This is a genomic window from Halomonas sp. IOP_6 (genome assembly GCF_021151565.1).
In the GTDB taxonomy this organism is placed as follows: domain Bacteria; phylum Pseudomonadota; class Gammaproteobacteria; order Pseudomonadales; family Halomonadaceae; genus Vreelandella; species Vreelandella alkaliphila.
On record NZ_JAIRBO010000002.1, the window covers coordinates 377,915 to 404,336 of the forward strand.

Below are 26,422 nucleotides of genomic sequence, written 5' to 3' on the forward strand. Positions count from 1 at the left end.
TTTCGGATGAACACACTTATTGATAAAGGAATATTCAGTGAAAGCCGATATGATCAAAATGGCACTGGTGCTCGGCCTGCTGAGCTGGATCGGCCCTTTTGCCATTGATATGTACCTGCCCGCTATGCCGACCATCAGTGAAGACCTGGGGGCGTCGGTGTCGGCCGCGCAGTGGACGTTGATGTCGTTCTTCATTGCGTTTGGTATCTGCCAGCTTTTTTACGGACCGGCCTCCGATGTGTTTGGCCGCAAGCCACCGCTTTACTTTGGCCTTGGTATCTTCGGTGTCGCCTCGATTGGTTGTGCATTCGCGCCCACCATCGAATGGCTGATTGCTTTGCGCTTTTTGCAAGGTATGGGGGCGGCTGCGGTCATGTCTATTCCGCGCGCGGTGATCCGTGACCGCTACACCGGCACCGAGGCGACTCGCATGATGTCCACCATCATGCTGGTGATTGCCGTTTCACCCATGCTGGCACCCCTGATGGGCACCTCGATCATCGTGCCCTTCGGCTGGCGTGCTGTCTTTGTCGCGGTCGCCATTGCCACGGTGTTGGGCCTGTTTCTGACCGGCTTCGCTTTGAAGGAAACGTTGGCCCCGGCCGACCGCGCACCTTTTCGCTTCAACGCCATGATGAACGCTTTCGGCGTATTGTTCCGGGACTCGGGATATATGGGCCTGACGTTGATTGGTGGTATGGGCATGGCCAGTTTCTTTGCCTTTCTGGCCACCGCCTCATTTCTCTATACTGGCTACTACGGCCTTACAGCATTCCAGTTCAGCCTTGCGTTCGCACTGAACGCCCTAGGGTTCTTTACCACCAGCCAGATTGCCTCCAATCTCGGTGTCCGTTTCGGCTCCATCACGGTGGTGAAATGGGCGGTGGCCGGTTACGCCGTGTCGGCGTGTCTGATGTTTACGCTGATGGCGCTGGGATACACCAGTTTCCCGCTGCTGGTGGGAATGCTGATTACAACCTTTGCGTTTCTTGGTCTGGTGATTCCCACATCCATGGTGTTGTCACTGGAGGAACACGGCCCCATTGCCGGTACAGCGGCGGCTCTGGGCGGCACCTTGCAAATGATGCTGGGCGCGGTCGCCATCGCTGTGGTCAGTGTGGTGTTCGACGGCACCCCACTGATGCTGACCGCAGCCATCGCACTGTGCGCGTTGGTGGCCGCGGGCTTGTCGCTGTTGACCTTGCGCGGTACGCCACAAGAGGCCGTGGTCTAGGACTTTTGAAAGATGTCACATTGAACCGCGCACGAGTGCTGTTACCGATCTGCTCTCAGGCCTCGCTATCCAAGCAACAAGACCTGCAATATTGGCGCGGTTTGCAGGCTTGGCCCACAAGTTGACGTCATCCAGCCCTTGCAGGGTAAGCCCTGTAATTGTTAATGGGCTTCCTGGGTGGTTAACGATCGAATACGAAGGGCTAACCCAGATCATGACACTGGAAGTCGTGGATAGTCGTATTCAGGCACTATACGTTGTGCGTAATCCAGATAAATTACGCCATTTGGCTGACCTGCTAACGAAGCTTTAGTCTTTAGTTAAATAACTGGCTTCTTCTTACGCTTTTTATGGTGGCTTCATGTGTCAAAGCTCAATCGCTTAAGAAAGAATTCCAAGTTTAAAAGGAGGGCAAGGTTATAATTGGCTGGTTAAGGATTAAAAAAAGCTGTGTGCTCGGCCAATACTGCTAAGCCAATTCCGATTAGCACAATACCGCCGATAAGTTCGGCCCAGTGACCGACAAAATGGCCAAGCTTATTGCCCAGAAAAGTGCCGATAGAGGCCATTACCGTAGTAGCGAGGCCGATAGCTAGGCTGGTGGCGATGATATTGGCATCGATGAAGGCGAGGCTGGCGCCCACAGCCATGGCATCAATGCTGGTAGCAGTGGCGGTCAACACCAATAACCAGAGCGTCTGTTTGCGATGCTCTATTTTGTCTTCCTTTGTGATCCCAGCATGCATCATATGCAGGCCGATCAGTGCTAGTAGGGTAAAGGCAATCCAGTGGTCCCAGGCTTCAACGTACTGTTGAGATGCCTTGCCCGCTATCCAGCCTAGCAAGGGGGTTAACGTTTCAATAATGCCGAAGACGAGACCAATACCAATGGCATGTCGGAATCTGGGTTTTTTTAACTCGGCACCTTTACTTATCGAGGCGGCAAACGCATCGGCCGACATGGAAACGGCTAGAAACAACATGGTGGTCGGTGTCATGGAGTGTGAACTCTCGCCAAAAATTACCGCGTATAAATGCCTTGGGCATCACCTAGAGAGGTATGCCTGAGTAACAAGGTCGGGTATTCAGTTGCGATGAATCCTACCATATTTTATTAAGCAAACAAGCAGCGTAGTTAAAAATAAAGTTTGTAGTTGTGAACTAGTATAGCCTTGGCTAACAGTGTTTATATTAGCTTATTTTCTTAGCTTTTATATATTTTATAATAGTTGATTCAAGGTTTTTAAATAGTGTGAGGCTAAAAGTGGATGTTAAAAAGAGTAGTGAGTTTGTTAGCTTAGTTTCATAAGTAATGGATATTGAGTAAGAACGCGCAGTAATCAGAGTGGTATTGCCAGTATCGGCTCATCATAGCGACAATACACTCAGAATTAAGCTGGCTGCGAGGCAGCAGCGATGCCGCGTAGTTGGGTAACATCAGCACGTGGTGGTGCGCCAAACATGCGGCTATATTCGCGGCTGAAGTGGGAAGGGCTTTCATAACCCACCCGGTAGCTGGCCGTGGCCGCTTCCAGCCCTTCTGCCAGCATCAGCCGTCGGGCTTCGTGCAGGCGTAGTTTCTTCTGGTATTGCAGCGGCGACATGCGTGTGACTTGTCGGAAGCTATGGTAAAGCGTCGATTCGCTCATGTTGGCGGCGGCGGCCAGCTCGCTGATCTTGAACGGTTGCGTGTAGCGTTCTTTAAGAGCGCAGATGACCTTGGCAATCCGGTTGGCTTGGGAGTCAGAGGCGGCAAATCGGCGCATGTGAGGCCCCATTGCACCCATGAGTGCCCGGTAGATCAGCTCGCGCCTAGCTAGGGGCGAAAGTATCTGAATATCGTCCGGTGTGTCGAGCAGGCTTAACAGCCGATAGAGCGCACCCAGCATAGGTGTGTCCATGGGAGCCGATTTTAATCCGCAGTCTGTCTCGGGGCAGATAGTATCATTTCCCGCGGGTGGTGCTTTATCACCCAGTTCCAGTATCAGCCCTGCTACCTCCTGTGGGTCTACCGAGACTTTAACCGCTAGATAGGGGGTTTCCGGAGTGGCATGGTCAATCCTGCCTACCACCGGTAGGTGAACGGCGCTCCCAATGTAGCTAGGCCCGGTGTAGACGATCTCCTTGTCACCCAGTAGTACCGTCTTGCTGCCCTGAATGACAAAGCACAGGCACGGCTCGTATACGGCGCAGTGAAAGGTGGTGGGGGCGTCAGTACGTATCAGTTGCACCTCGGGAATCGCCGTATTCTGAAGCTCCTCCAAGGGCGTCCAACGACGGATGAGCTTGCTTAATTGCTGCGGCAGGCCGTCACTGAAATAGGTGGTCTGCTCAGGCACGGTATCGGTCAATGGCTCTCCTCCCTAACAGCCTGCAGTATATGTCTTTGCCGCGAGCATAGAAGGCTTTTTCAGTTGTTTTTGCAGGATCGGGCAAGCACTGGGTAGAAACCGGCAATCCGTGCCGCGTGTCAGAAAACGGTCATTATGCTAAAAAATCGAAACAGCGCGATGATCCAAATACCTCGCCAAGTGAAGCCTGTCACTCCTCACGACAGAAATAGGCAATCTTACCGCAGGAACCCGATACCTCCATTGCCCTTAAAGACCCTACCGTAGAGAGCTTCTGATTAGGAGCTAGCAACCCCCTGTCAGCCTCCTTGATAAAAAATCGACCGTTGACCTATTGACCTCAACTTAACTTGAGGTTGCAAAGTGGATGTCGAATCTGACGCTACCCAACCGACTAGTTAAACGCTAACCACCAATGCGGTACGCAGTTATATAACCAACGCTGATATCGGTTTCCGATAGTCACTGGAGCAAGTAATCATGGGAAGTTTAGATCAAAGTGCTCGTTCAACGAGTAGCCGGGGAATCATCCCGTTGCTACTGGTAATGGTCTTGCTGACTGGATGCGAGGCCAAGAGCGAGGAGGCAGCAGCTTTGCCACCACCGCCGCCAGAGGTAGAGGTGGTGAGTATGGTTTCCCAATCGGTAGTGTTGAGTGAAACCTTCACCGGGCGAGTAGAAGCGGCGGAAACGGTGGAACTAAGACCCCGCGTCAGCGGCTATATCCAGGAGGTGGCGTTCGAGGAGGGAGAGCTTGTGGAGCAGGGGGATCTACTGTTCCTGATTGATCCGCGCCCATACCAAGCCCGTGTTAGTGCCGCCCAGGCGGATCTAGCCCAGGCCAGGAGCCAGCAGGCTCAAGCGGGCAGTGAAGCTGAGCGTGCTCGGGTCTTGCTGGGGCGTCAGGCGATTTCACAGGAGGTACACGACCAGCGTCAATCGGCCCTGAGTACTTCTCGTGCCATGGTCGATGCCGCTGAGGCAGCGTTGCAGACCGCCGAGCTTAACCTTGAGTACACCCGCATTACAGCGCCGGTCAGTGGTCGTGCCGGTCGGGCAATGGTGACCCGAGGCAATTTGGCTAATGCTGACCAAAGCCTGCTGACGACTCTCGTTACCATCGACCCGATTCATGTCTACTTCGAAGCGGATGAACAGGCCGCTTTTGCCAGCCAAGCCCTGCTAACTGATGAAGAAAGCAGCCTGAAGATTGAGTTGGGCGGCGACCCACAGCGTCAATACAGTGGCACGCTGGACTTTATTGATAACCGTTTAAATCCCAGCACGGGAACACTGCAGTTCCGAGCTCGGTTGGCCAACCCTGATGGCCGTATCCGGCCGGGAGAGTTTGCCCGGGTTGAAATGCCGATAGCTAGTTTGGAACAGGCGCTGCTGGTGGAACGTAAGGCAATTTTGACCGACCAAGATCGTCGCTATGTCTATGTCGTTGATGGTGACAATCGGGCAGAGCGTCGCCAAGTAGCGACCGGTCGTCAGATGGGGGAGCAGATGGTGATCACCGAGGGACTCAGCTCCGGTGATCGAATCATCGTCAACGGTGTGCAAAAAGTGTTCTTCCCTGGAATGGAAGTGAGCCCGCAAAGCGCCGTTGCCGCATCGACTGTCGATGCCCCATCCGCCACCCTTGCTGCCAGGGAAGAGTAAACCGCTATGAATTTCTCCCGTTTCTTTGTCGACCGACCGATCTTTGCGGCGGTGCTGTCGATTATCATCCTGGCGATCGGACTGATCTCCATCCCCAACCTGCCGATCAGCGAGTACCCGGATGTGGTACCACCCTCGGTGGTGGTGCGGACGGTCTATCCGGGTGCCAACCCGAAGGAGATCGCCGAAACCGTGGCGACGCCTTTGGAGGAAGCCATCAACGGTGTCGAGGACTTGATGTACTTCAAGTCCGTCGCAGGCTCTGATGGCGTACTGCAGATGACCGTCACCTTCCGCCCTGGTACTGATGCGGAGGAGGCCGCCGTCAGGGTGCAGAACCGGGTAAGTCAAGCCGAGGCGCGCTTGCCGGAAGCCGTGCGCCGCCAGGGCGTGACCACCCAGAAGCAGTCGCCCACTTTCCTGATGGTTGTTCACCTTACTTCGCCCGGGGGCGAATACGACACTCTCTATCTGCGCAACTACGTGCGGCTGCATGTCAGAGATCGCCTGGCCCGGCTCGAAGGGGTAGGGGACGCCCAGATATTTGGTGGTGGTGACTACGCCATGCGTGCCTGGCTCGATCCTGAGCGGGTGGCGGCGCGTGGTCTCACCGCCAGTGATGTAGTGGCTGCCATGCGCGAGCAAAATGTCCAGGTATCCGCCGGGCAGCTGGGCGCTGAGCCCATCGGAGAGAGTGATTTTCTAACCTTGATCAACGCCCGTGGGCGCTTGGAGACGGCGGAGGAGTTTGGCAACATCGTGCTGAAGCGCGGTGACAGTGGCGACATTCTAAGGCTATCGGATGTGGCTCGACTGGAGATGGGCGCTGGGGACTATACTCTGCGTTCGCAGCTTGATGGCAATGACGCGGTCGCCATTGGTATTTTCCAGGCCCCGGGTGCCAATGCGCTGGCTATCCGCGAACAGGTGGTGGCCGCCATGGATGAGTTGGCCACGCAGTTCCCTACCGGTGTTGAGTATGAGGCGGTCTACGACACCACTATCTTTGTTAGCGATTCGATCAAGGCAGTCGTCAAAACCCTGCTGGAAGCTGTGCTGCTGGTGGTACTGGTCGTTACTCTGTTTCTGCAAACCTGGCGCGCCTCCATCATTCCGCTGTTGGCGGTGCCAGTATCGGTGATCGGCACCTTCGGGGCGCTCTATCTGTTGGGGTACTCCATCAACACGCTGACCCTATTCGGGCTGGTGTTGGCCATCGGCATCGTCGTCGACGACGCCATCGTGGTGGTGGAGAACGTCGAGCGCAACATCGGTGAAGGGCTTAATCCCCAGGCCGCAGCTCATCAGGCGATGAAAGAGGTCTCAGGCCCGATCGTTGCTATTGGCTTGGTGCTGTGTGCGGTGTTTATACCGATGGCCTTTCTTTCCGGGGTGACCGGGCAGTTTTACCGCCAGTTTGCGGTAACGATTGCCATCTCTACTGTTATCTCCACGATTAACTCTTTAACCCTGTCGCCCGCTTTGGCGGCGATGCTGCTTAAACCCCATGACGCGCCTAAGGATCGACTCACCCGGCTAATCGATTGGCTATTCGGCTGGATTTTTCGGCCCTTCAATCGCTTCTTCAACGCCAGCGCAGAAAAGTATCAGGGCGGCGTGGCGCGCTCCTTAAAACGGAGGGGGGCGGTATTCATGGTTTACGCTCTATTACTCACCGGAACGGGATTGATGTTCAAGGTGGTGCCACCCGGCTTTATTCCGGTGCAGGACAAGCTGTACCTGATTGCCGGCGTTATTTTGCCAGAGGGGGCATCCCTGGAGAGAACCGATCAGATGCTCCAAGAGGTGGTAGGTATTGCCATGGAGACCGACGGTGTTGAGCACGCCATTGCCTTTCCTGGCCTTAACGCGCTGCAGTTCACTAACACTTCCAACACAGGGGTAGTGTTTCTCACCCTTAGCCCCTTTGGCGAGCGTAGCCTCACCGCCGCAGAGATAAACGCCAGGATTAATCAGGGTATAGGTGGCCTAAAAGAGGGCTTTGCGTTTGCGTTTATGCCGCCCCCAATTCTGGGGCTTGGCAATGGGTCGGGCTACCAGATGTTCATCGAAGATCGCGGCAACCTGGGTTACGGAGCGCTGAAGGGAGCGGTTAATCAGTTCCAGGGCGCTATCTCCCAAACGCCAGGGATGGGGTTCCCGATTAGCAGCTACCAATCGAATGTGCCGCAGTTAGATGCAGAGGTCGATCGGCTGAGGGCTAAAGCCCAGGGAGTGGCATTAACCGAGCTATTCGACACTCTGCAGATCTATCTGGGTTCGACCTATGTGAATGACTTCAATCGCTTTGGCCGAACTTGGCAGGTAATTGCCCAGGCGGATGCTCCTTACCGGACCAGCGAGGAAGACATTGCCCGCCTGCGTACCCGCAATGACCAGGGCGAAATGGTGCCTATTGGCACTATGGTAAATATCACACAAACCTTCGGGCCAGACCCGGTGTTGCGCTACAACGGCTACCCGGCGGCGGACTTAGCCGGGGAGGCTGACCCTAGGTTGCTCTCCTCTGCCGAGGCAATGGATGCGATCAACGCCTTGGCAATGGAGGTGCTGCCGCCGGGCATGGCGTTCGAATGGACCGACCTAAGTTACCAGCAGTCCACCCAGGGGAACGCTGCGCTGGTGGTCTTTCCACTGTCGATTCTGCTGGTGTTTTTGGTGCTGGCGGCTCTCTACGAAAGCTGGACGTTGCCCTTAGCGGTGATCCTGATTGTCCCCATGTGCATGCTCTCGGCGCTCATCGGTGTCTGGTTTGGTGATGGCGACAACAATATTTTCGTACAGGTAGGATTGGTGGTGCTAATTGGCTTGGCGTGTAAGAACGCTATTCTGATTGTGGAGTTCGCCCGCGAGCTGGAACTGCAGGGCAAAAGTGTGGTGGACGCGGCCCTAGAAGCCTGCCGACTGCGACTGCGCCCCATTATTATGACCTCAATCACGTTCACTGCCGCCGTGCTACCGTTGGTCATTGCTACCGGGGCGGGCGCCGAGGTGCGGGCTGCGCTGGGTACGGCGGTGTTTGCCGGCATGGTTGGGGTCACCCTGTTTGGGCTTTTCCTCACGCCGGTATTCTATGTGGCGCTGCGTAAACTCTCTGGCTCTCGCCCGCTTGTCAGTCATCACAGCGCGACTCTGGCCGCTGAATAATGATGCCAGCCAAGAAGGGGCGCTAGAAGGAGGGCCCACCTGAACTACTCATAGCCATTCTGGCCAAGAGGGTTTAGTGCAGTAGAGTAATCCAACACGCCACTTTGGTTCGGCCAAAGTGGCGTGTTGAACACGCTTGCCGAGATGATGCTGTGATCTTCGCTTTGTTAGTGGGCGTCATTTTTGTGTTTCCGGTATAGCCACCACACATCGAAGCCAAATGAGTAGCTGAGTGTGACTAACGCACTCAGTGCGAGCAGGCTGGCAGCAAGAGGAGAGGTGAGTGGCGTTAACGCCAGCAGCAATGCAACGACCTGCCACACGCACACTGCTTTACGGCGGAAGCTGTCAAAGAGCGGTGCTTTTAACCACGGAAAAGGCCAGCTGGCGGCGATGAACAAATAACGCATGCCGCCAATGAGTAGTACCCAAGCGCCTAGATGTTCGCTCTGCAATAATCCGATGCAGAGTATCAGGATTAATACTGCATCCAGTTCCATATCAAAGCGCGCACCGAACGGGGTATGAGTCTTTGTGCGTCTAGCAATCCATCCATCCACACCGTCCAGTAATAGTGCAATGACGGCCACCGCTAACCATAGCCAAATTGCGTCAGTAAAGGCATTCGCTGCCAGTGCCCCTGCCACGATGGCGACGAGTACGCCACGCCCAAGCGTTACCCGGTTTGCCCAACCGAGCGGGCCATGGGGCCAAAAACTTACCACCAGTGCGCCCATCACGACGTAGAAGCCAGCTGCCAACCACCAGTTTGCAGCGCTGGCGACTAATCCCGGCAGCATCGATCCTAAGCCTGCGAGTAATAGGCTGGCCAGGGCTATCTCCGCCAAGGTGTAAAACCGCTTAGGTAAAGAGATGCTGGAGGTGTTGGAGAAAGAGGGCATGCTTACTCGCAAAGCGGCTGACCGGCCCGCGGTTGAATTAAAGTGTGCAAACTATTTCTTATGTACCATTCTTGTATAAGAAGGTAAGGTTGTCCATGATGTGAATATAGTTGTTTCAAATCATCTTCGCGCTTACAGGGGTTAAGCAGCCAGGGCTTAAGCAGCCGCTTCGCTTTCTAGACTACGCTGTATGGAGGGATGAAGCGCTTAAACCATAAGGAAATGTCATGTTGCCGCCTGATACCGCTACGGCTTTTTGGGTGACCCACCCTACGCATGGTGAGCTCAAGCAGGAGCCACTAGCGTCACCCGCTGAAAATGAGGTCCTGATTCGTGCCCTATACAGCGGTGTTAGCCGCGGCACTGAATCGCTCGTATTTAACGCGCGAGTGCCGAAAAGTGAATATTCGCGCATGCGCGCCCCCTTTCAAGCAGGGGAGTTTCCTACTCCTGTGAAATATGGCTACTGCAACATTGGTTATGTGGAGCAGGGGCCAGATCATTTATTTAATAAAACCGTTTTTTGCCTTTTTCCGCACCAGGACTACTACGTCGTGCCTGTCGACGCTGTTTTAGCGCTCCCCGACGATGTGCCCGCTTACCGTGCCGTGCTAACCGCCAATATGGAAACTGCCATTAACGGCGTGTGGGATGCCAACCCTATGCTTGGCGAGCGTGTGTGTGTGGTGGGCGCTGGCGTCGTCGGTGTACTGGTGGCGTATCTGTGTGCGCAAATTCCAGGTGTAGAAGTACGCCTGATCGACATTAATCCTCAGAGAGAAAACCTGGCAACGCATTTAGGCATTCCTTTCTGTACGCCGGAACAGGCACCCACCGACCAAGATTGCGTGATCCATGCTAGTGGTCAGCCGGATGGCCTGAGGCTGGCTATGGGCTTGTTGGGCAACGAAGGCCGCGTGATTGAAATGAGCTGGTTTGGCGAAGGCGATGTGTCGCTGCCTCTCGGTGGCGCTTTTCACTCCCAGCGTTTAACGCTTCGTGCCAGCCAGGTTGGGCAATTGCCTGCCAAGTTGCAGCCACGCTGGAATTATCGCCGCCGTTTAGCGCTCGCTTTACGCTTACTCACCGACCAGCGGTTAGATGCACTGATCAGCGGTGAGAGCGATTTTGCCGATTTTCCAACGCTGGCACCTACTCTGTTTGGGCCAGGTAGCACAGCGCTTTGCCATCGAATTCGTTATCCATTGCCCGCTTAGGCGATGTGGCTTATTTAACACGACAGGAGTGTCTATGTACCGTTTATGCGTTCGTGACCATTTTATGATTGCCCACAGTTTTAATGGGGAAATATTCGGCCCTGCCCAACGCACCCACGGCGCCACCTATGTAGTAGACGTGGTGTTTCAGCGCCCTGAACTTGACCAGGATGGTCTAGTGATTGATATCGGTTTGGCTAGTGAGACGGTTAAAGAGGTGCTGGCGGATTACAACTATCGCAACCTTGATGAGGTGGGCGAGTTTAGCGGTAAAAACACCACCACGGAATTTATGGCCAAGGTGATTTTTGACCAGCTGGTGGCTGCCATCAATGCAGGAAAAATGGGGACCACCGCTCAGGGGCTGACGCATATGGAGATCAAACTGCATGAATCTCATGTGGCGTGGGCAAGTTATGAAGGAGCGCTATGAGTCAGCCATTGACCTTGATAGTGGCTGGCGATCCAGACCAGCGTACCGGCGGGTATATTTACGACGCCCATATTGTCGCTGCGCTGCGCAAGCGTGGGCTGGCTATCAATGTGGTGGGGTTGGCAGGGCGTTTTCCTGATGCCGATGATGAGGCGGCTCAAGCGCTAGCCAGTGCGCTTTCTGCATTACAGGATCGTTCGCGAGTGATTATTGACGGCCTAGCCATGGGGGCATTGCCCGATGTGGTAGCTGACCATGCTGAGCGCCTTGATATCACTGCGTTACTGCATCATCCGTTAGGTGATGAGCAGGGCTTGAGTGAGATGGATCAGCAGCGTTTTCACCGTTGCGAACTGCTCGGGCTGGCGCATGTGAATAGAGTGATTGTGACCAGTCGCTTTACTGAACGCCGTGTAACAGCACTGGCGGAACAGTACGCGCTGCCATTTAGTGCCTCTATCAGCGTGGTGGAACCTGGGGTTGAACGTGCCCCGGTCAGCCCCGCGGCGCAACCCAACGAACCTATCCGCCTGCTATGCGTGGCAACGCTTACCCCGCGTAAAGGGCAGGACATTTTAGTTCAAGCCTTGGCGAATGTTGAGAGGGGGCATTGGCGATGTGACTGCTTTGGCGGTGCTCGTGATGCTGCGTTTACGGATCGCGTTCAAACGCTGATCGACAACCATCAACTTGGTGATTGGGTAACGCTGCACGGCGAATGTGATGCAGCGACCCTGGAAGCTGCGTATCAGAATGCCCATGCACTGGTGTTGCCTTCTTGGTATGAAGGCTACGGCATGGTGGTGACTGAAGCGCTAGCTCATGGCTTGCCGGTTATCACCACCACCGGCGGTGCGCTGAGAGATACCTTACCCAAAGGGGCTGGCATCAGCGTAGCACCGGGGGATGTTCAGGCGCTGTCGAGGGCGCTGGCGGCTTTCTGCCATGATGAGACACTACGCACTGAACTACGTGCAGGTGCTGCCGCTGCGCGTGCCCGCTTGGGCGACTGGCAGGCTGCAGGAAAGGCGTTTGCCGAGGCGCTGCAGCAATCTTCGACATTGTCGGCGGGAAGCCAATTTGCAGCGGATTGGTTATCGCTGCGTGAAAGCGTCGATGCCAGTTCGCGCAGCCAAACATTGGTCGATGGATTAGCGAGCTGGTTATCAGAACATCAGCGGAGAGCAGAAGCTTCGCTGCTGACAGAAGCTTCCTCGCCAGTGATACTGGCGGATTTAGGCTGTGGACGGGGAAGTAATAGCCAGTTTCTTGCGCCTCGCTTGCACCATGCCCAGCGCTGGATGCTGATTGACCATGATTCTGCCTTACTTAATGAAGCCTACTCGCGAACCGGGAAATTGAACACGGGTAAAGGTGAGCCGCTGCAGGTGGAAACCCACTGTGTTTCCCTTAAACAGTTTGACCACCCAGCACTTACGCACTGCGACGTAGTGACGGCATCTGCGCTGATCGATTTAGTATCTCAAGAGTGGATTGATGCCTTGGCTGCACAGTGTGCTAAACATCGCCAAGCGCTTCTTATCACTCTAAGCATTACTGGCGAATGGTACTTTACCAATGCCCAGCAGCAACCTCTGAACGACCTTGACGATCGTTGGGTCAGCGAGCTGTTCAACGCACACCAAAGCCGGGATAAGGGCTTAGGCGATGCATTAGGCGGCGCTGCTCACAGCGCGCTAGTTAAAGCGATGGCTGACTACGGTTATCGTGTTAACGAGGCTGAAACGCCGTGGCGATTGGCGGCGGGTAAGCCAGCGCAGTACCCCTTAATGTGCGCGTTGATTGAAGGATGGGCGAGCGCTGCTACCGAACAGGCTCCAGAAGCGGCGTCACGTATTGCTCGGTGGCGTGATGAGCGCTTAGGTCAGGTAGCCAAAGGCGAGATCGGTATTTGGGTGGGCCACCGCGACTTGCTGGCGCTGCCAGCGGACGAGGGCTAACCCCATGCGACGCTGGCGCTGGCTGAGAACCCCGTGGGTGCAAAAAGGGTTAGTGAGCTTAGGGCTGCTGGCCGCTGTTGCCCTGTGGGTAGAGCCAGACGCGGTAATGGCAGAAGTGCAGCGTTTTGCGCCGGGCTGGATGGCCCTCGCACTACTTATCAGTGTGCTGCAAGTGATGCTGAGCGCGTGGCGATGGCAATTGACGGCAGGCTTAATCGACGTGCCGCTGCGCTACCGTTATGCACTGCGGGAGTACTACTTAGCGTTGTTGGTTAACCAGTTGCTGCCTGGTGGCGTGCTGGGTGATGCAGGTCGTGCCCATCGCCATGCCCGTCAGTCTTCTTCAAAGGGCAGTGCTTGGCGTGCGGTGGTGATTGAGCGTGCCTCTGGGCAACTGGCGATTGCACTTTACACACTAGTCGCCTTGTTCACGTCACCACTCTGGCTAATGGCACTGGGCTTCAGTGGCTTGATGGTAGTAGTGGGCGTAGTGGGTATCGTGATGGTGGCCGGTGTGACGCTGATGATCTGGTTGCGGCGTTCGGCGGTAACGCTACCCGCTTGGTGCGCTGCATTAGGGCAGGATATGCGTCGCGGGCTACTGCAGCGTGACGTATGGCCACGGCAACTGGTCTCTTCTCTTGCTATTGTGCTTAGCTATGGCCTGGTGATGGTCTGCGCGGCTCGGGCAATCGGCATTGAACTGGCGACATTAGATATTTTGGCGTTGGCTCCAGTGTTACTGCTTGCCATGCTGGTACCCCTTTCGATTGCCGGATGGGGGTTGCGGGAAGGCGCCGCCGCAGGCATTTGGATGTTTGTTGGCTTGCCTTCGGCGCAAGGTGTGGCGATATCACTGGCTTATGGTGTGTTAGTGCTGATTTCTAGCCTGCCAGGCATTTGGGTGGCGCTGGCCTCGCGAACACGTTCTATGCCATCCAGTTATCCGCCATCCAGTGCTGCGTCAGGCAGTGCGCCCGCTCAGCACTACGTCGAAGAGTGTGTCGTCCCCGCACCGGAAAGAGCGCATCGTCGGGCGCAACGCACTCTCAAGGGTGTCGATGGGCGTCATCTGCAGCCCAGGCCTGCCGGAACCGATAATCAGTGGCGCAACCAGCAAATGCAGGCGGTCAACCGCGTTCGCTTCAATGAACTGCGAAACAGTGACGCCGCCGCCTTCTACCAATACCCGCTTAAGGCCACGATCTGCCAGCCAGGTAATAACGTCGGCGGGGCGGAACTGACCATTGGTATCCAACGGCAGCACGCAGTGTTCGGCGGCCGTTGGCGCCACCGTTGCCTCTGGCCCGGTGAGGTGCAGCGTGGGTGCGGTAGGCGTGGTAAACAGCGCCAAATCAGCTGGTACGCGCCCTCGTGGGTCAATCACCACTCGGGTAGGGTGCTTGCCAGTTACGTGGCGTACCGTGAGTTGGGGGTTATCAGCACTCGCCGTACCCGCGCCGATCACCACGGCATCGGCCAGCGCCCGCAGTCGGTGCAGATGCACCAAGCTTTCAACGCCATTGATGTAGTGGGAGTGACCGCTTTCCGTAGCGATGCGCCCATCCAGGCTTTGCCCCAGTTGGGCAACCACCCAGCTCGAATGACGCACCATTGGCAGCAAACACGTCAACAGCTCCTGTGCGGCGCTTGTAACAGGGGCAGAAGAGTGCCAACCATGGGTATCAAGCGTCATTGTGACGTCACTTCTGATGCCCTGCTTAGTGTCCAACAACCATGCCCACGCTTGGTCGGTATCGATCGTCACTTCATTGGTGCTAGGCATGGTATCTCCACTCAAAAAACAGCAACTCATCATGCGGGGCCATGTTGCCCGACGCAAGCAAACGTTGTCCGCCCCAACCGGCAACTTGGAGGCCTACATGTATCACATTGAACGCGCTATTTTCGATATTCGCCGTGGACTGCCCGTGGTAATTAATACCGGAGAGCAACGTCTGTTGGTACAGGCTCTTGAAGGCAGTGTGTCGGTCGATTCACTGGCGAAACTCTCCGGCTCTCGGCCAGCACTAGTATTAACGCGTCATCGCTTGCAGGCAATGGGCATGTCGCTTAAGGCGGATGCGGCCTGCTTACCGCTCACTGAGCAAATCAGTGAGCGTGATCTGCACCATCTTGCCGTGTCCCATGAAGCGTCGAAGATGTCCCACTCACTGTTAAGCGGCCTGAAGCCTGCTGGCGTGGGGGAGAGAGGCGCTGTGGCACTTATGCGTCGTGCGCTATTGATACCGGCGGCGCTGTGCGCAGAGGTAAGTGCGACATCAGCCGAGCATATTGCTCAGCAGTTATCAAAAGGCGAGCTGTTAGAAGTTAATGCCCGCGATGCAGAGAAGTGTTTAGCCGGTGCGCCGGGGATGCTAAAGCGTGTCAGTGAAGCGCGTATTCCTCTTGAAGATGCGCCTGAGAGTCGCTTCGTGCTGTTTCGTGAACCTGATGGCCTGCGAGAGCATGTGGCCGTGATGATTGGCGATTTGGCTTCTATCCCTGGGGCGGTTCCTTTGCGTATGCACTCGGCTTGCCTCACCGGTGACCTGTTCGGCAGCCTGCGCTGTGACTGTGGCGAACAGTTGCGTAATGCAGTGGCCGATATTCAAGCGATGGGGGGCGGCGTGCTGCTTTATTTGGCACAAGAGGGGCGGGGAATTGGCTTAGCCAATAAACTGCGTGCCTACACCTTGCAAGATGGCGGTTTAGACACCGTCGATGCCGACCAAGTGCTAGGGTTTGGCGACGACGAGCGGCAGTACGCGGTCGCGGTGGATATGCTCAATGCGCTAGGGATCGATAAAGTTCAGCTGTTGACCAACAACCCGCTAAAAATGGCGGCGCTGCGTGAAGGGGGGATTGAGGTCGTCTCACGTCAGGCGCTCTACGGCAGTGTGACTGATCACAATCACCGCTACCTAAGCGCCAAAGCCAACCGGGCAGGGCATTTCTTAGACGAAGTGCTTGAAGGTCGTGGGCGTTAATCTGGCGTTTTACCAGTGATAAGCGGTGGCAGGTGGGCGGTTTCGGCCACCACCTGCGCTAGCTGAGAGGCGTAGTGCCTGACTAACCGTTCACCTAATGCTTGATTAGCCTCCGTTGCATCACCGGCAACGCCGAACCTACTTAAGTCCTCGGCAAGCCAGGCAAACGCGGCGCTACCCTCTGGGCTGACCAGGGCGTCACCTTTAGGCATTGCCGGTGGGGTAGGTTGGTAGTTATCGAGCTGAACTAGCTCCGGTGCTAAATGCAGCATGATGGCGGTTTCCAGCATGCCACCATGCAATCCATAGCGCAGCTCATCGGCGTTGATAGCGCCTTCCAACGGCGGTAGCCGCGTATAGGTGGCTTTCACCACGCGCATTTCAAACTGCTTGCGTAGGGTCAGCGCGGCAAGGTCCATCACGGCTTTATTGCCACCGTGGCTATTAATTAGCACCAGCTTTTTTATCCCGGCCTGAGCAATGCTTGTGCCATAAGCTTCTAATGTCGCGATGGCGAGTGGGGCGGGTAGGCTAAGCGTTCCAGCAAAACTGGCGTGCTCGTCGCTCGCACCGACGGCAATTGATGGTAGGCATAATACATCAAGCGCTGGGTCGATCATGTCTAACATGGCTGCTTGTAACCCTTCACCAATGATCAGGTCGGTGCCCAGCGGCAGGTGAGTACCGTGCTGCTCAATGGCCCCCTGGGTGATCACTGCGACTGGATCACCTTCGACAATCGAGGCGAGCTGGGGAGCGGTGAGGGTTTGCCAGTGATAAATCATGTAGATTCTCTTGTTTTAAAGCCCGTGTTTTAAAGACTTATGCGGATGCGTTTAACAGCGGATGGTCGGCGCGGCAGGCGTAGAGATCCCCAGAGGCTAAGCCGTCAACGCCATCGTTAAGCCATTGGGTAATGGTTTCAGGGGATTGCCAGGTTGACCAGCGGAAGTGGCGCTGCTCACCGGCAATTGCATTAAAGCGGTAGTCGCCAAGGCGGGACAGCTGTTCAACGCAGGCATGGCTGACCTCTAACACGCCCGCAACAAATTCCACTGAAAGCGCTGCTACCGGGTGGTTAAGCCCCATCAGCACTTCTGCTTCAAACCCTTCAACATCAATTTTTATAAAGCTTGGTTCGCCGTAAGTGGCGATCAGTTGATCCAGTGTAGTGACTTCCACGCTTAACTGCTGTTCCCACTGCACGTGCTGAAAGCCGGGGTTTCGTTCGCCCACCTGATGTCGCCATTCGGTCGCTAGGGTAGAGAGGGTCGGGTTGCTAACACTGATAGCGATATCCGCATAGCCGGGCTGCGGTCCAGCGGCCAGTGGTAAGAGCGTGATGTTAGGCTGATTAAGTATCCGTTTAAACCATTTGGCCAGTGCTGGCTGTGGCTCTAATGCCACTACCTTAGCACCTAGCGCGTGGAAGGCGGCACTACGGTCGCCTAAGTGAGCGCCAATATCAAAAGCGATATCGCCCGGTTGAATAAACGGACGATATAACTGCTTCAGACTCCTTTGCCTTCCTGGCCGCCAGTAAATAAACAGTGAACGCGCCATACCGCTGGTACTGCGGAGCCGATGGAAAAAAGCAGAAGGCATTAGTAAGGCTCCTTAACGGGTGGGGCATGTTTGGTTGCTGTTTGAACGTGATAGCGAAACGATTGGCAGGGCATATCGCCTGGCTGTTCTTGGGGAAGCGCTAGAGAAAGTGTTAGCGACGGGTTAGATAAGGTGGCACTGGATTGATGGCTACGGCTTTCTAACGCGGCAAACTCCTCCAAAAGAGGTGGTTGTTGTGCTGAACTCGGCGTTTGCAGTAAGCCGAACTTGCGGCTAACGAGGCCTCCCCAAGTGGCACTGCTGGAATATTTCACCAGTGGCGCGGCTCCAATCAGCCCCAGCCATGCGGGGGTTAACCAACCAAACGCAGAGGGTGAAAAAAGCATCATCGTGCCTGCCCAAGCAATACCACACAGCGTCATCCACCCAGTGTGGTGCCATGTCTCACGCCAGCTTAGCGAACGCTCTCCCCGGTGTTGAGTTTGCCAGTCAATGGCCCGGCCAATCAGCACGTTAACGATAAATAAGCTGTGCCACGCCATCATCAGTGGTGCAATCAATGCAGCAAACAGAATTTCCAATAGCGTGCTGGTGACAAGCTTGAGTCGCCCACCATACGCATGTGGACATTGCCAGAACGTCAATAATAGACCCAGCAGCTTGGGCGCAATCAACATACCCAGCGTTACGCTTAACAGCCCCAAAGAGAGGGCTTCAGGCAGAGGCGGGTTTGAGGTGGTCTCAATGGCTTGATAACCCACCATCAGGCTGGTGCAGAGTAGCAGCCCAAGCCAAACAAGCGAAGAAAGGTAGGCAAACGCGCCAAATAAAAAGTGTAGCCGACTAATCGGGTGAAACCCTGCGCCGGTGAGTAAGCGTAAGTGCTGCAGATTGCCCTGTAGCCAGCGGCGGTCACGCTTGGCAAAGTCGAGCATGTTGCTTGGCATGGCTTCAAAGCTGTTGTGTGACGCGCTAGCGTAAGGGTTGTGACGAGATACGGCGGTGGTCGCAGAGGTATCCAGTAACACCTGCCAGCCGCCCCGTTTCAGGAGAGCTGCTTCGACGAAATCGTGGCTTAATAGCTCCCCTCCCAGCGGTGGCTTACCTGAAAGGATAGGTAACCCTGCATGGGCCATAAAGGCGCGTGTGCGAATAATTGCATTGTGGCCCCAGTAATTTGCCGCATCACCCTGCCAGAAGCTTTGGCCCGCTGCCAACATCGGGCTGTAAAGTGCTGAGGCTAGCTGGGTAAAACGGCCAAATAGCGTGCGTTGGCCAACGGGAATAGGCACCGTTTGAATAAGTCCTACGCTGGGTTGGCGCTGCATCCGGTGGACTAAGTGCAGCAGTGTAGCGCCACTCATTAGGCTGTCGGCATCTAGCACCACCAAGTAGTCATAGCGGCGGCCCCAGCGGCGGCAAAACTCTGCAATATTGCCAGCTTTTCGGCCGTCATTATTAGGGCGTCGCCGATAATGCACGGCTATCTGTCCGGCAAGGCGCTGTTGCAAGGCAGCTACATGGGCCTCTTCGATGTCTGCCATGGCCGAATCTTGGGTGTCGCTCAATACAAACACTTCAAAGTGCTTGTTGATAGCACTGGGTGTCCCTGCACCATACGTTTCTGCTTGCTGGAGAAGTGAACGACACGTTGCTTCTAGCCCTGCAATGGTCGGGATGGGAGGTTCTGCATAAATAGGCATTATTAGCGCGGTGCGGCTGACTAGCAGGCTGGCATTGGGGTTCACAATGGCTTGGCGACGTAAGCTGAGTGGATCGCGACGTAGCGCACAAAGCACAAAGCCACACAGTGCTCCCCAGAAAGCCAGCGCTATCCAAGTAAACGTTAATGCAAATAGGATCAACATGGTGAGCTGCCAACCAATGGCAAGGTTGGCAACGACTTTCGCCATTGCGATACAGCCACCGATGCTGGTGGCTAACACTGTGAAAGCAAGGAAGACTCGGCGACCGTTAAGCCAGGGCATCAAAGGCCGCAACGCGTGGAGATCAGGCATCGGGATACCACACGTAATTCCAGGTTTCAGTAATCGGCTCTCCTTCAACCGTCAGCCGTAGCCGGATATCGCTGGGCTCGCTGCTGGGGGGCAATCGGAAAGTGGCCCGTTGTCCGTTGTTGGGCAGTGTTTTGACCTGAGGTAGTAATACCTCGCCATTGAGCACGCTGATGTCCAGCTCGATTGGCTCGCTTGAGGTCAGGTCATCCAGTTTGCCGCCCTGGAAATCGACGATGAATTGGCGCTGATCAGCAGAGGGGGAGTCGGCCTCACCTGGAACCGCTGCGCTGCCATGGCGGGTGCGCACAACCTTGCCCAGTGAATTAGCCTCGGGCTGTTCATTGAGCGTAAACGTTCGATAGTGAAGGTGGCGTGATTCGCCAGCAGTGAGCGCCTCCTCTGCCACCCAATAAGCCACTATATTGTCGTGAGTCTCATCTGGCGTGGGGATTTCGACGAGCTCTACATGCCCTGGCCCCCAGTCAGCAAGGGGTTCGACCCATTGGCTAGGGCGGCGATGGTAGTGGGCTTCAAGGTCCAGGTAGCGGCTAAAGTCCCGCTCCCGTTGCATTAAACCAAACCCATTGGGTGCATCATCTATAAACGTTGATACGCGTACGGATGAGGGATTTTGCAACGGCCGCCAAATCCACTCGTCGGACCCCGTGTGTATTAGCAAGCCATCAGAATCATGTACCTGAGGACGAAAGTCGTCAGTTCGTTCGGTGCTGGCGTCCCCAAAGGTGAACATGCTGGTGAGCGGGGCAACCCCTAGCTTTGCTATATCAGAACGTGCAAACAGTGTTGCTTCTACAGCTGCCTCAGTGCTCTCGCCTGGCGTTAGGGTAATGCGGTAGGCACCGCTTAGTGATGGGCTATCCATGAGGGCGAGTAGCGTAATGCTGTCAGAATCTTCATCAGGCTTATAAAGCCAGAATTCACGAAATTCAGGGAACTCTTCACCATTGGCTAGTGCGGTATCAATGGCAAGACCGCGGGTAGAAAGGCCGTAGGCTTGGTCGCGTCCTACTAGACGGAAGTAGCTTGCGCCAAGAAAAACAGCAAATTCATCGGCATAATCCTCATTATTGATAGGGTAGTGCAGCCTAAAACCTGCATGTCCGCTGCCCGTTAAGTCATTCTCCAACAAGCGGTTGGAATCACCATCGTACTGAAAGTCATCTGCCGAGAAAGAGAGTGGTTCAACGTCACCATTTTCGACCACATTAATTGTGACGGGGGTTTGAAATATAAATCCGCTATGAAATAGCTGCATACTAAAAGGGCTTTCATCGCGCCAGTAGGCGCGTTCGGGATTAAAGCGGATTTGTCGATACAGGTCGTAATCTAACGACTTCAAAGCGCTGGGAAGCGTCTCATTTGGGGGTTGATAAGGCGCATCGGCCAGGGTTTGGGCACGCTCAATAACGTGGTCAAAAACACCATCATCGTTGGCAATCGCAGAAAAGGCGATCAGGCAGTTAAATGACAACATCCATTTTGCTGCAGTACGAACACTCATGGGCGAGTTCCTTTCGATTGCATGCCAACGTGGTAACCATAAAATCAGTATATGAAATATTTCAACAAAAGTTATACCATTAAGCCTATTGGTATATGATTTTTATGGTCGTGTGCAAGCTTTAAACTCCATTAAGCGTGTAATGTTTAGGTGATTGCTATGCTGTTGAAGCGCTGATGATTCGTCTTCTACTCACATGTATAACGCTCAACTTTCTACTGGTATTGCCGCTTTGGTGGCGTTTCGGTGAGATTGGCTCTCCTCTAATTGCTTGGGAAGCATGGCTTATAGCCCCCGTAATGCTGTTTATTCGCCCTGGTAGCTTACGTCGCTGGTTGGCTATTTTGTTGGTGGGCTGGCTTGCTTTGGTATCGGCAGCCAACCTAGGTGATGCCGCGACACACACTGCGTTTGGGCGATCACTTAACCTCTATCTGGACGTGCCCTTGGTGCGCTCTATCTACCATTTGCTAGTAGGTAATGTAGGTCAACTCGCCGCAACTTTCCTGATGTTGCTGGGCAGTGCGGCTCTGCTAGGTAGTTTATGGGTGATGCTGCGGTTGCTGCTGCCTGCTAAGCCTTTATCGGTGAGGAGTGCTCCAGGTGCTTTAGCCATCTTCGTCATGATCACTGCAGCAGGTTTCGCGGTTTCCGAGGCTAATGGCAAGCGCTTAGTTGCTAAATCAGCGCTGCCTGCTGTTAACACCACGCGTTTCCAGTGGAAGCAGGTAGTGGCGACTCATCAGGCAAGAGTGGCGTTTACCGAGCAGTTACAGGATACACCGTTGGAGCCTAGACCATTGCCTGGTTTGTTAGGGCGCAACGTCTTATTAACGTTTATTGAATCTTATGGTGTGTCGGCCATTAATGATGCTCGCTACAGCAATGTCGTACTGCCTACGCTAGATGACATACAGCAACGTTTGGGACAGCGCGATCTACACGCTGTTTCGGGGTTGCTAGAAGCGCCTATTCGAGGAGGTCAGTCTTGGCTTGCCCATGCCACGGCACTAAGCGGACGCTGGATTGATAATCAGCTATGGTATCGGCTGATGCTGGAAAGCGATCATTCAACGCTTATTAATGATTTTAGTAGCACTGGGCAGCGGACGCTCAGTGTCATGCCTGCCATTACATTGGCTTGGCCAGAAGGGCTGGCCTACGGATTTGATGAGATTGCAGCAGCGAAAGACTTACCCTATGCCGGCCCACCGCTGAACTGGGTCACGATGCCCGATCAGTTCACGCTGGATTACACCCAACGACACTTATTAGGTGAGGCGCCGGTATTCGCGCAACTCGCACTTATCTCTAGCCACGCACCATGGACGCCAATTTTACCCGTTTTCGAAGACTGGTCGATGATTGGCGATGGGCGTATTTTCGCCCCTTGGGAGGAGGCCGGCGATCCGCCAGAAGTGCTCTGGCAGGATATTGAACGCATCCGCGATCATTACGCTTGGTCGATAGACTACGCTGTGAAGGTCACTGGGCGCTGGGCCGAGCGAGTGGTTGATGACAATACTCTATTGATTGTACTGGGAGATCATCAGGCAGCACCGCTGATTACCGGCGACAACGCCAGTGCAGCGGTGCCTGTCCATGTGATTAGCGGTGACCCCCAGCTCTTAGCACCTTTTAAGGCACGTGGTTTTATTGATGGCATGCTGCCGTCACTGGAAAGCCCTGAGGAAGCCGCGAAAATGAGCCAGCTGCGTCATTGGTTACAGCAAGACTTTGGCACACCAGCATTAACCTCTTCTTGGTCAACGACAGGGACGACACCATGATCCAGCCCGTCATTCTTAGCGGTGGTAGTGGCACGCGGCTTTGGCCACTTTCACGAGAGCAGATGCCAAAGCAGTTCTTGAAGTTAACGTCTTCCCAAAGCCTGCTGCAGCAAACGCTTGCGCGTTTGGCAGGGTTAGATGCTCAGCCGCCTGTATTGATGGGGCACCATGCCCATCGGTTCTTAATGGCGGAGCAGTTGCGGGAGAGCGGTCTATCGGGAACGTTGGTGTTAGAGCCAGAAGGGCGTAACACGGCACCGGCAATTGCTTGCGCTGCGCTATTAGCCCGTCAAGCGGGCGACGATCCACTGCTGCTGGTGCTTCCAGCAGATCACGTTATTGGCAACTTAGCAGCGTTCACTCACAGTGTCGCTTGCGCGGAACCGCTTGCTGCCCAAGGGTATCTCGTTACGTTTGGCGTAGTTCCCACCTATCCAGAAACAGGCTATGGCTATATTGCCTGCGGCCGCCCCTTGGGCGGAGGCCATCAGATAGCATCATTTATCGAGAAACCTAACGCAGAGCGTGCTCAGCATCTGTTAGAGGCAGGCACTACCCTGTGGAATAGCGGTATGTTTTTACTGCAAGCCTCAACTTATCTGTCTCAACTTGAACTGCTGCAGCCAACCATGCTGGCAGCCTGCCAACAGGCTGTTAACGAAGCCCATCGTGACTTAGATTTTTTACGCTTGGGTGAAAACGCATTTTGCTCATCTCCGGCGGAGTCGATCGACTACGCCGTCATGGAGCACTGCGACCGAGCGGCAGTCGTCCCGTTGGATGCCCAATGGAGCGATATTGGTAGCTTTGATGCATTATGGGCAGCGCAAACGCCCGACAAAGCAGGCAATGTGGTTAACGGTGACGGGATCCTGACCAATACACAACGCTCGCTTGTTATTGCTAAGCACCGCCTGGTGGCAACGCTCGGTGTTGAAGATCTGATCGTGGTGGAAACATCAGATAGCGTGCTGGTTGCCCACCGCGATCAGGCTCAGCAGGTTAAACAACTGGTGGCATCACTCACTCAAGCGGGGCGACGTGAACCCCACGCTGCGCCGTTAGTTCATCGCCCTTGGGGAAGCTTTCAGGCTATGGATAGTGGCGAGCGCTATCAAGTGAAGCACATCACGGTGAAACCTGGAGGGCGGCTTTCGCTGCAGCGTCATCACCACCGTGCTGAACACTGGGTCGTCGTGAGTGGCACCGCCCAAGTCACTGTCGACGAGCGGACCTATCTTGTCAGTGAGAACCAGTCCACCTATATCCCAATTGGCGCACTACACCGGCTGGAGAACCCTGGAAAAATCCCTTTGGAGTTGATCGAAGTCCAGTCGGGCAGCTATTTAGGAGAAGATGATATCGAGCGATTAGATGATGTATACGCTCGACACATTGATGAGTAGGGGAGCTTAGTTGTTACCAGAGCCAACTGCCAGGACGAGCCGGTGGCTCTCCCTTGCGCACTGCGATCCAGCCAATAATACAGCGGACACCAAGCCACACGGCTAATAGTGGCCATAGCAGCGTGCCTACTAACATTAAGCTAAGGGTAAAGGTGGCGATAAAGTAGAGGCAGCCTATCCAAAAAGTCCGGATCAAATAGCGGTAGTGCGCTTGCAACCACGGCGCTGCCTCTTTGCGATACACGTAAGCGACTATAACGCCAATCAACAGTGTAATATTGGCTGTTACTAGACCCGCTAAGTAGAGCGCGTAAATGATCTGGGGTGGGCGCGTTTCCTCAGTGGGACTATAACGCTGGGTCATAAATTACCTCGTTACCCGTTAGTAAATCCGAAATTCTTTGGCGTTTGCCAGTCCTTGCTGTTGCTCTATGACTTTGCGATAGCGCTTGTACTCCCACTGATACTGCGTTGGATCAAGCGCAATTGACGCTTCGACGCTGGCATTAACACCGGTGGCTGAAACCACATCATCGGCGCTGTAAACCTGCTCATCGGCGTCAAGGAAATGAATTTCAAATCCCTTTCCAGGCACTCGTAAGGCAACGCCAGTGACTACTCTTGCCTGAGTGCGGGCGACCAGTTTCGGTAGCAGCGTTGCCGTATAGGCATCGCGCCCATAAAAAGGGGCGAATACACCGCTGCCCCAGTTAGGTTCTTGATCCGGCAAGATGCCAATAGCTTCGCTGCGCTTAAGTGCTTTGAGAAGGGCAGCGACGCCTCTGGCGTTGGTGGGTACCAAGCTGGCTCCCATGCGCTCGCGGCCATGGCGAATAATAGGCTCAAGGTCGGCAATTTTGGGTGGTTCGTACATGGCGGTAAAAGGGAAGTGGCTGGAGAGCCAAAAATTAAGCACCTCCCAGTTACCAAAGTGCGGAGCAAGCACAATGACGCCGCGGCCATCGGCGCGGGCGCTGTCTAGCTTATCTCGGCCATGAACCGATAAAATGCTGGCCTCTACTGTTTCGGGCGCAGCCATCCAGGCATGGCCAAGTTCCAGCATAGTCGCTGCCGAGTGGCGCAGGCTTTGTATGGCAAGGGCTTTGCGCTGACTGGCAGTGGCTTCTGGGTTGACCACTTCCAAATTGATTTCCGTCACCTGGCGCTCTCGTTTGCTAAAGCGATAGACCAGCGGACCCAACAGCACGGCGATACGCCAAAGCGCGCCAAGCGGCCAGCGCGCCAGTAGTTTCCAAATTGATGTGATGGCACGTGCTTGGAAACGTGATTTTTTAGAAGGTGACTGCTCTGTCATAAGTTACAGGAACCAGCTATCAACGTTGGTTGGCGCACGCTTCTCCTGCAGCCCCTTAAAGCCTTTCACACAGCGAACGATAAACCATACGGCCAACGCCAATAGCATGGGAATGCCAATCAGAATAAACGTTAGCAACGTGGCAATGCTGCCGTAGAGCAGCCCAATCCAAAACGTACGGATCTGGTAACGGTAGTGCTCATCTAGCCATTCAGGGCCTTTACCACGATAGACATAGGCGATAACGATGCCGACCAACGAGGTGAACCCTACCAAAAAGCTTGCCAAATAAAGCGCGTAAATCACCATCGCCATGGTGGTATCCGGCTGTTCTGAAGACGTACTTTCGTTAATTACTTCACCTTCTAAAGGTGCTTTGTTGGCATCGTCGTGCATAACCGATCCTTTTTGCTATTCGCTATGAGGCGTCCCCGAGGACGCCGTTAAAGCTCACTATGATAGCGCGGCTGGCGCGGCTTATCATTAGCGGGTAGCAGGTCGGCAGATTTCCAGCAAATTACCGTCTGGGTCGCGTAAGTAAATCGACTCAATTGGACCATTAGCGCCTTGGCGAGCAACCGGGCCAAGTTCTACGTCAATAGCAAGTGCATCCAAGTGCTGTTTGAACTCATCCAGTGGCAATTGGCAGCGCAGGCATAAATCCAGGCTGCCTGGGGTAGGGGTGGCAGAAACAGGCGCAATATCAGTGTCGGTTTGATGCAGGCGTAGTGCCGTGTCGCCTAGCATAAGATCCACCCGCTGCGCGTCTCGGTAGCGCACGTCTAACCCCAGCACACGGGAATAAAAATCCACGGCGCGACCCATATCAGTCACCGTAACAACAAGATGGTCAAAACCTGAGAGCATGCCACTTTCCTTAAAAC

21 protein-coding genes and 1 pseudogene are annotated in these 26,422 nt (G+C 54.8%); 10 read left to right on the forward strand and 12 right to left on the reverse strand.

Going from position 1 to position 26,422, the window contains the following annotated elements:
• Nucleotides 1–37 precede the first annotated feature (37 nt).
• Nucleotides 38–1,234, forward strand: coding sequence for a multidrug effflux MFS transporter (locus tag K7H08_RS05275; RefSeq protein ID WP_231657383.1), 1,197 nt, complete (start codon nucleotides 38–40; stop codon nucleotides 1,232–1,234).
• Nucleotides 1,235–1,665: 431 nt separating this feature from the next.
• Here the strand turns inward: K7H08_RS05275 and K7H08_RS05280 are convergent, their stop codons facing one another.
• Both K7H08_RS05280 and K7H08_RS05285 read right to left on the reverse strand, forming a co-directional pair.
• Complete coding sequence (locus K7H08_RS05280; RefSeq protein WP_231657384.1) at nucleotides 1,666–2,232, reverse strand: manganese efflux pump MntP; 567 nt, start codon at nucleotides 2,230–2,232, stop codon at nucleotides 1,666–1,668.
• 393 nt (nucleotides 2,233–2,625) lie between these two features.
• Nucleotides 2,626–3,585 carry an AraC family transcriptional regulator gene (locus K7H08_RS05285; RefSeq protein WP_231657385.1) on the reverse strand — a complete coding sequence of 320 codons (960 nt, stop codon included), beginning with the start codon at nucleotides 3,583–3,585 and terminating at the stop codon, nucleotides 2,626–2,628.
• A 480-nt stretch (nucleotides 3,586–4,065) separates the two neighbouring features.
• On the opposite strand from K7H08_RS05285, the gene K7H08_RS05290 reads away from it, so the two are divergent.
• Together K7H08_RS05290 and K7H08_RS05295 are read left to right on the forward strand one after the other, a co-directional pair.
• Entirely contained in the window at nucleotides 4,066–5,250 is a 1,185-nt protein-coding gene (locus K7H08_RS05290) for an efflux RND transporter periplasmic adaptor subunit (RefSeq protein WP_231657386.1), read from the forward strand.
• A gap of 6 nt (nucleotides 5,251–5,256) precedes the next feature.
• Nucleotides 5,257–8,418: an efflux RND transporter permease subunit gene (locus K7H08_RS05295; RefSeq protein WP_231657387.1), complete on the forward strand. Its 3,162-nt coding sequence runs from the start codon at nucleotides 5,257–5,259 to the stop codon at nucleotides 8,416–8,418.
• 167 nt (nucleotides 8,419–8,585) lie between these two features.
• Here the strand turns inward: K7H08_RS05295 and K7H08_RS05300 are convergent, their stop codons facing one another.
• Nucleotides 8,586–9,320, reverse strand: a complete 735-nt coding sequence (locus K7H08_RS05300) for a CDP-alcohol phosphatidyltransferase family protein (RefSeq protein WP_231657388.1) — start codon at nucleotides 9,318–9,320, stop codon at nucleotides 8,586–8,588.
• A 227-nt stretch (nucleotides 9,321–9,547) separates the two neighbouring features.
• Here K7H08_RS05300 and K7H08_RS05305 point away from each other — a divergent pair, with 227 nt between their 5' ends.
• From K7H08_RS05305 to K7H08_RS05320, 4 genes and pseudogenes are all read left to right on the forward strand, one after another.
• Nucleotides 9,548–10,537: a zinc-dependent alcohol dehydrogenase gene (locus K7H08_RS05305; RefSeq protein ID WP_231657389.1), complete on the forward strand. Its 990-nt coding sequence runs from the start codon at nucleotides 9,548–9,550 to the stop codon at nucleotides 10,535–10,537.
• A gap of 34 nt (nucleotides 10,538–10,571) precedes the next feature.
• A complete protein-coding gene (locus K7H08_RS05310; protein WP_231657390.1) occupies nucleotides 10,572–10,970 on the forward strand; it encodes a 6-pyruvoyl trahydropterin synthase family protein in 399 nt (132 codons plus the stop codon).
• Complete coding sequence (locus K7H08_RS05315; protein ID WP_231657391.1) at nucleotides 10,967–12,931, forward strand: glycosyltransferase; 1,965 nt, start codon at nucleotides 10,967–10,969, stop codon at nucleotides 12,929–12,931. The genes K7H08_RS05310 and K7H08_RS05315 overlap by 4 nt, the downstream gene beginning before the upstream one ends.
• Nucleotides 12,932–12,935: 4 nt before the next feature.
• A pseudogene (locus K7H08_RS05320) lies at nucleotides 12,936–13,805 on the forward strand (lysylphosphatidylglycerol synthase transmembrane domain-containing protein); the annotation flags it as partial.
• A gap of 90 nt (nucleotides 13,806–13,895) precedes the next feature.
• Here the strand turns inward: K7H08_RS05320 and K7H08_RS05325 are convergent.
• On the reverse strand, nucleotides 13,896–14,750 hold the full coding sequence (locus K7H08_RS05325) for a RibD family protein (protein WP_331460282.1): 855 nt from the start codon (nucleotides 14,748–14,750) through the stop codon (nucleotides 13,896–13,898).
• Between the two features lie 64 nt (nucleotides 14,751–14,814).
• On the opposite strand from K7H08_RS05325, the gene ribA reads away from it, so the two are divergent.
• Nucleotides 14,815–15,921, forward strand: a complete 1,107-nt coding sequence (ribA, locus tag K7H08_RS05330) for a GTP cyclohydrolase II RibA (protein ID WP_231657392.1) — start codon at nucleotides 14,815–14,817, stop codon at nucleotides 15,919–15,921.
• On the opposite strand, the gene K7H08_RS05335 is transcribed toward ribA, so the two are convergent.
• From K7H08_RS05335 to K7H08_RS05350, 4 genes are read right to left on the reverse strand one after another with little or no spacing between them, the layout of a single operon-like run.
• Nucleotides 15,918–16,706, reverse strand: coding sequence for a creatininase family protein (locus tag K7H08_RS05335; RefSeq protein WP_231657393.1), 789 nt, complete (start codon nucleotides 16,704–16,706; stop codon nucleotides 15,918–15,920). The two genes, ribA and K7H08_RS05335, sit on opposite strands and share 4 nt — an antisense overlap.
• Nucleotides 16,707–16,743: 37 nt before the next feature.
• The gene (locus tag K7H08_RS05340) at nucleotides 16,744–17,526 is read right to left on the reverse strand and encodes an FkbM family methyltransferase (protein WP_231657394.1); all 783 of its coding nucleotides are present in this window, start codon (nucleotides 17,524–17,526) and stop codon (nucleotides 16,744–16,746) included.
• Nucleotides 17,526–19,505, reverse strand: a complete 1,980-nt coding sequence (gene mdoH, locus K7H08_RS05345) for a glucans biosynthesis glucosyltransferase MdoH (protein WP_231657395.1) — start codon at nucleotides 19,503–19,505, stop codon at nucleotides 17,526–17,528. The genes K7H08_RS05340 and mdoH overlap by 1 nt, the downstream gene beginning before the upstream one ends.
• Nucleotides 19,498–21,027 carry a glucan biosynthesis protein gene (locus K7H08_RS05350; protein ID WP_231657396.1) on the reverse strand — a complete coding sequence of 510 codons (1,530 nt, stop codon included), beginning with the start codon at nucleotides 21,025–21,027 and terminating at the stop codon, nucleotides 19,498–19,500. The genes mdoH and K7H08_RS05350 overlap by 8 nt, the downstream gene beginning before the upstream one ends.
• A 176-nt stretch (nucleotides 21,028–21,203) precedes the next feature.
• On the opposite strand from K7H08_RS05350, the gene K7H08_RS05355 reads away from it, so the two are divergent.
• Both K7H08_RS05355 and K7H08_RS05360 read left to right on the forward strand, forming a co-directional pair.
• Entirely contained in the window at nucleotides 21,204–22,817 is a 1,614-nt protein-coding gene (locus tag K7H08_RS05355) for an alkaline phosphatase (RefSeq protein ID WP_231657397.1), read from the forward strand.
• Nucleotides 22,814–24,223 (forward strand): mannose-1-phosphate guanylyltransferase/mannose-6-phosphate isomerase, encoded by a 1,410-nt coding sequence (locus K7H08_RS05360; protein ID WP_231657398.1) that lies wholly within the window; start codon nucleotides 22,814–22,816, stop codon nucleotides 24,221–24,223. Before K7H08_RS05355 ends, K7H08_RS05360 begins: the two co-directional genes overlap by 4 nt.
• 13 nt (nucleotides 24,224–24,236) lie before the next feature.
• Here the strand turns inward: K7H08_RS05360 and K7H08_RS05365 are convergent, their stop codons facing one another.
• The 4 genes from K7H08_RS05365 to K7H08_RS05380 form a co-directional block, all read right to left on the reverse strand.
• Complete coding sequence (locus K7H08_RS05365) at nucleotides 24,237–24,587, reverse strand: DUF4870 family protein (RefSeq protein WP_038482235.1); 351 nt, start codon at nucleotides 24,585–24,587, stop codon at nucleotides 24,237–24,239.
• Nucleotides 24,588–24,605: 18 nt separating this feature from the next.
• Entirely contained in the window at nucleotides 24,606–25,538 is a 933-nt protein-coding gene (locus K7H08_RS05370; RefSeq protein WP_120385549.1) for a lysophospholipid acyltransferase family protein, read from the reverse strand.
• A 3-nt stretch (nucleotides 25,539–25,541) separates the two neighbouring features.
• Nucleotides 25,542–25,934 (reverse strand): DUF4870 family protein, encoded by a 393-nt coding sequence (locus K7H08_RS05375; RefSeq protein ID WP_038482241.1) that lies wholly within the window; start codon nucleotides 25,932–25,934, stop codon nucleotides 25,542–25,544.
• An 87-nt stretch (nucleotides 25,935–26,021) separates the two neighbouring features.
• On the reverse strand, nucleotides 26,022–26,405 hold the full coding sequence (locus K7H08_RS05380; RefSeq protein WP_038482244.1) for a VOC family protein: 384 nt from the start codon (nucleotides 26,403–26,405) through the stop codon (nucleotides 26,022–26,024).
• Nucleotides 26,406–26,422 lie beyond the last annotated feature (17 nt).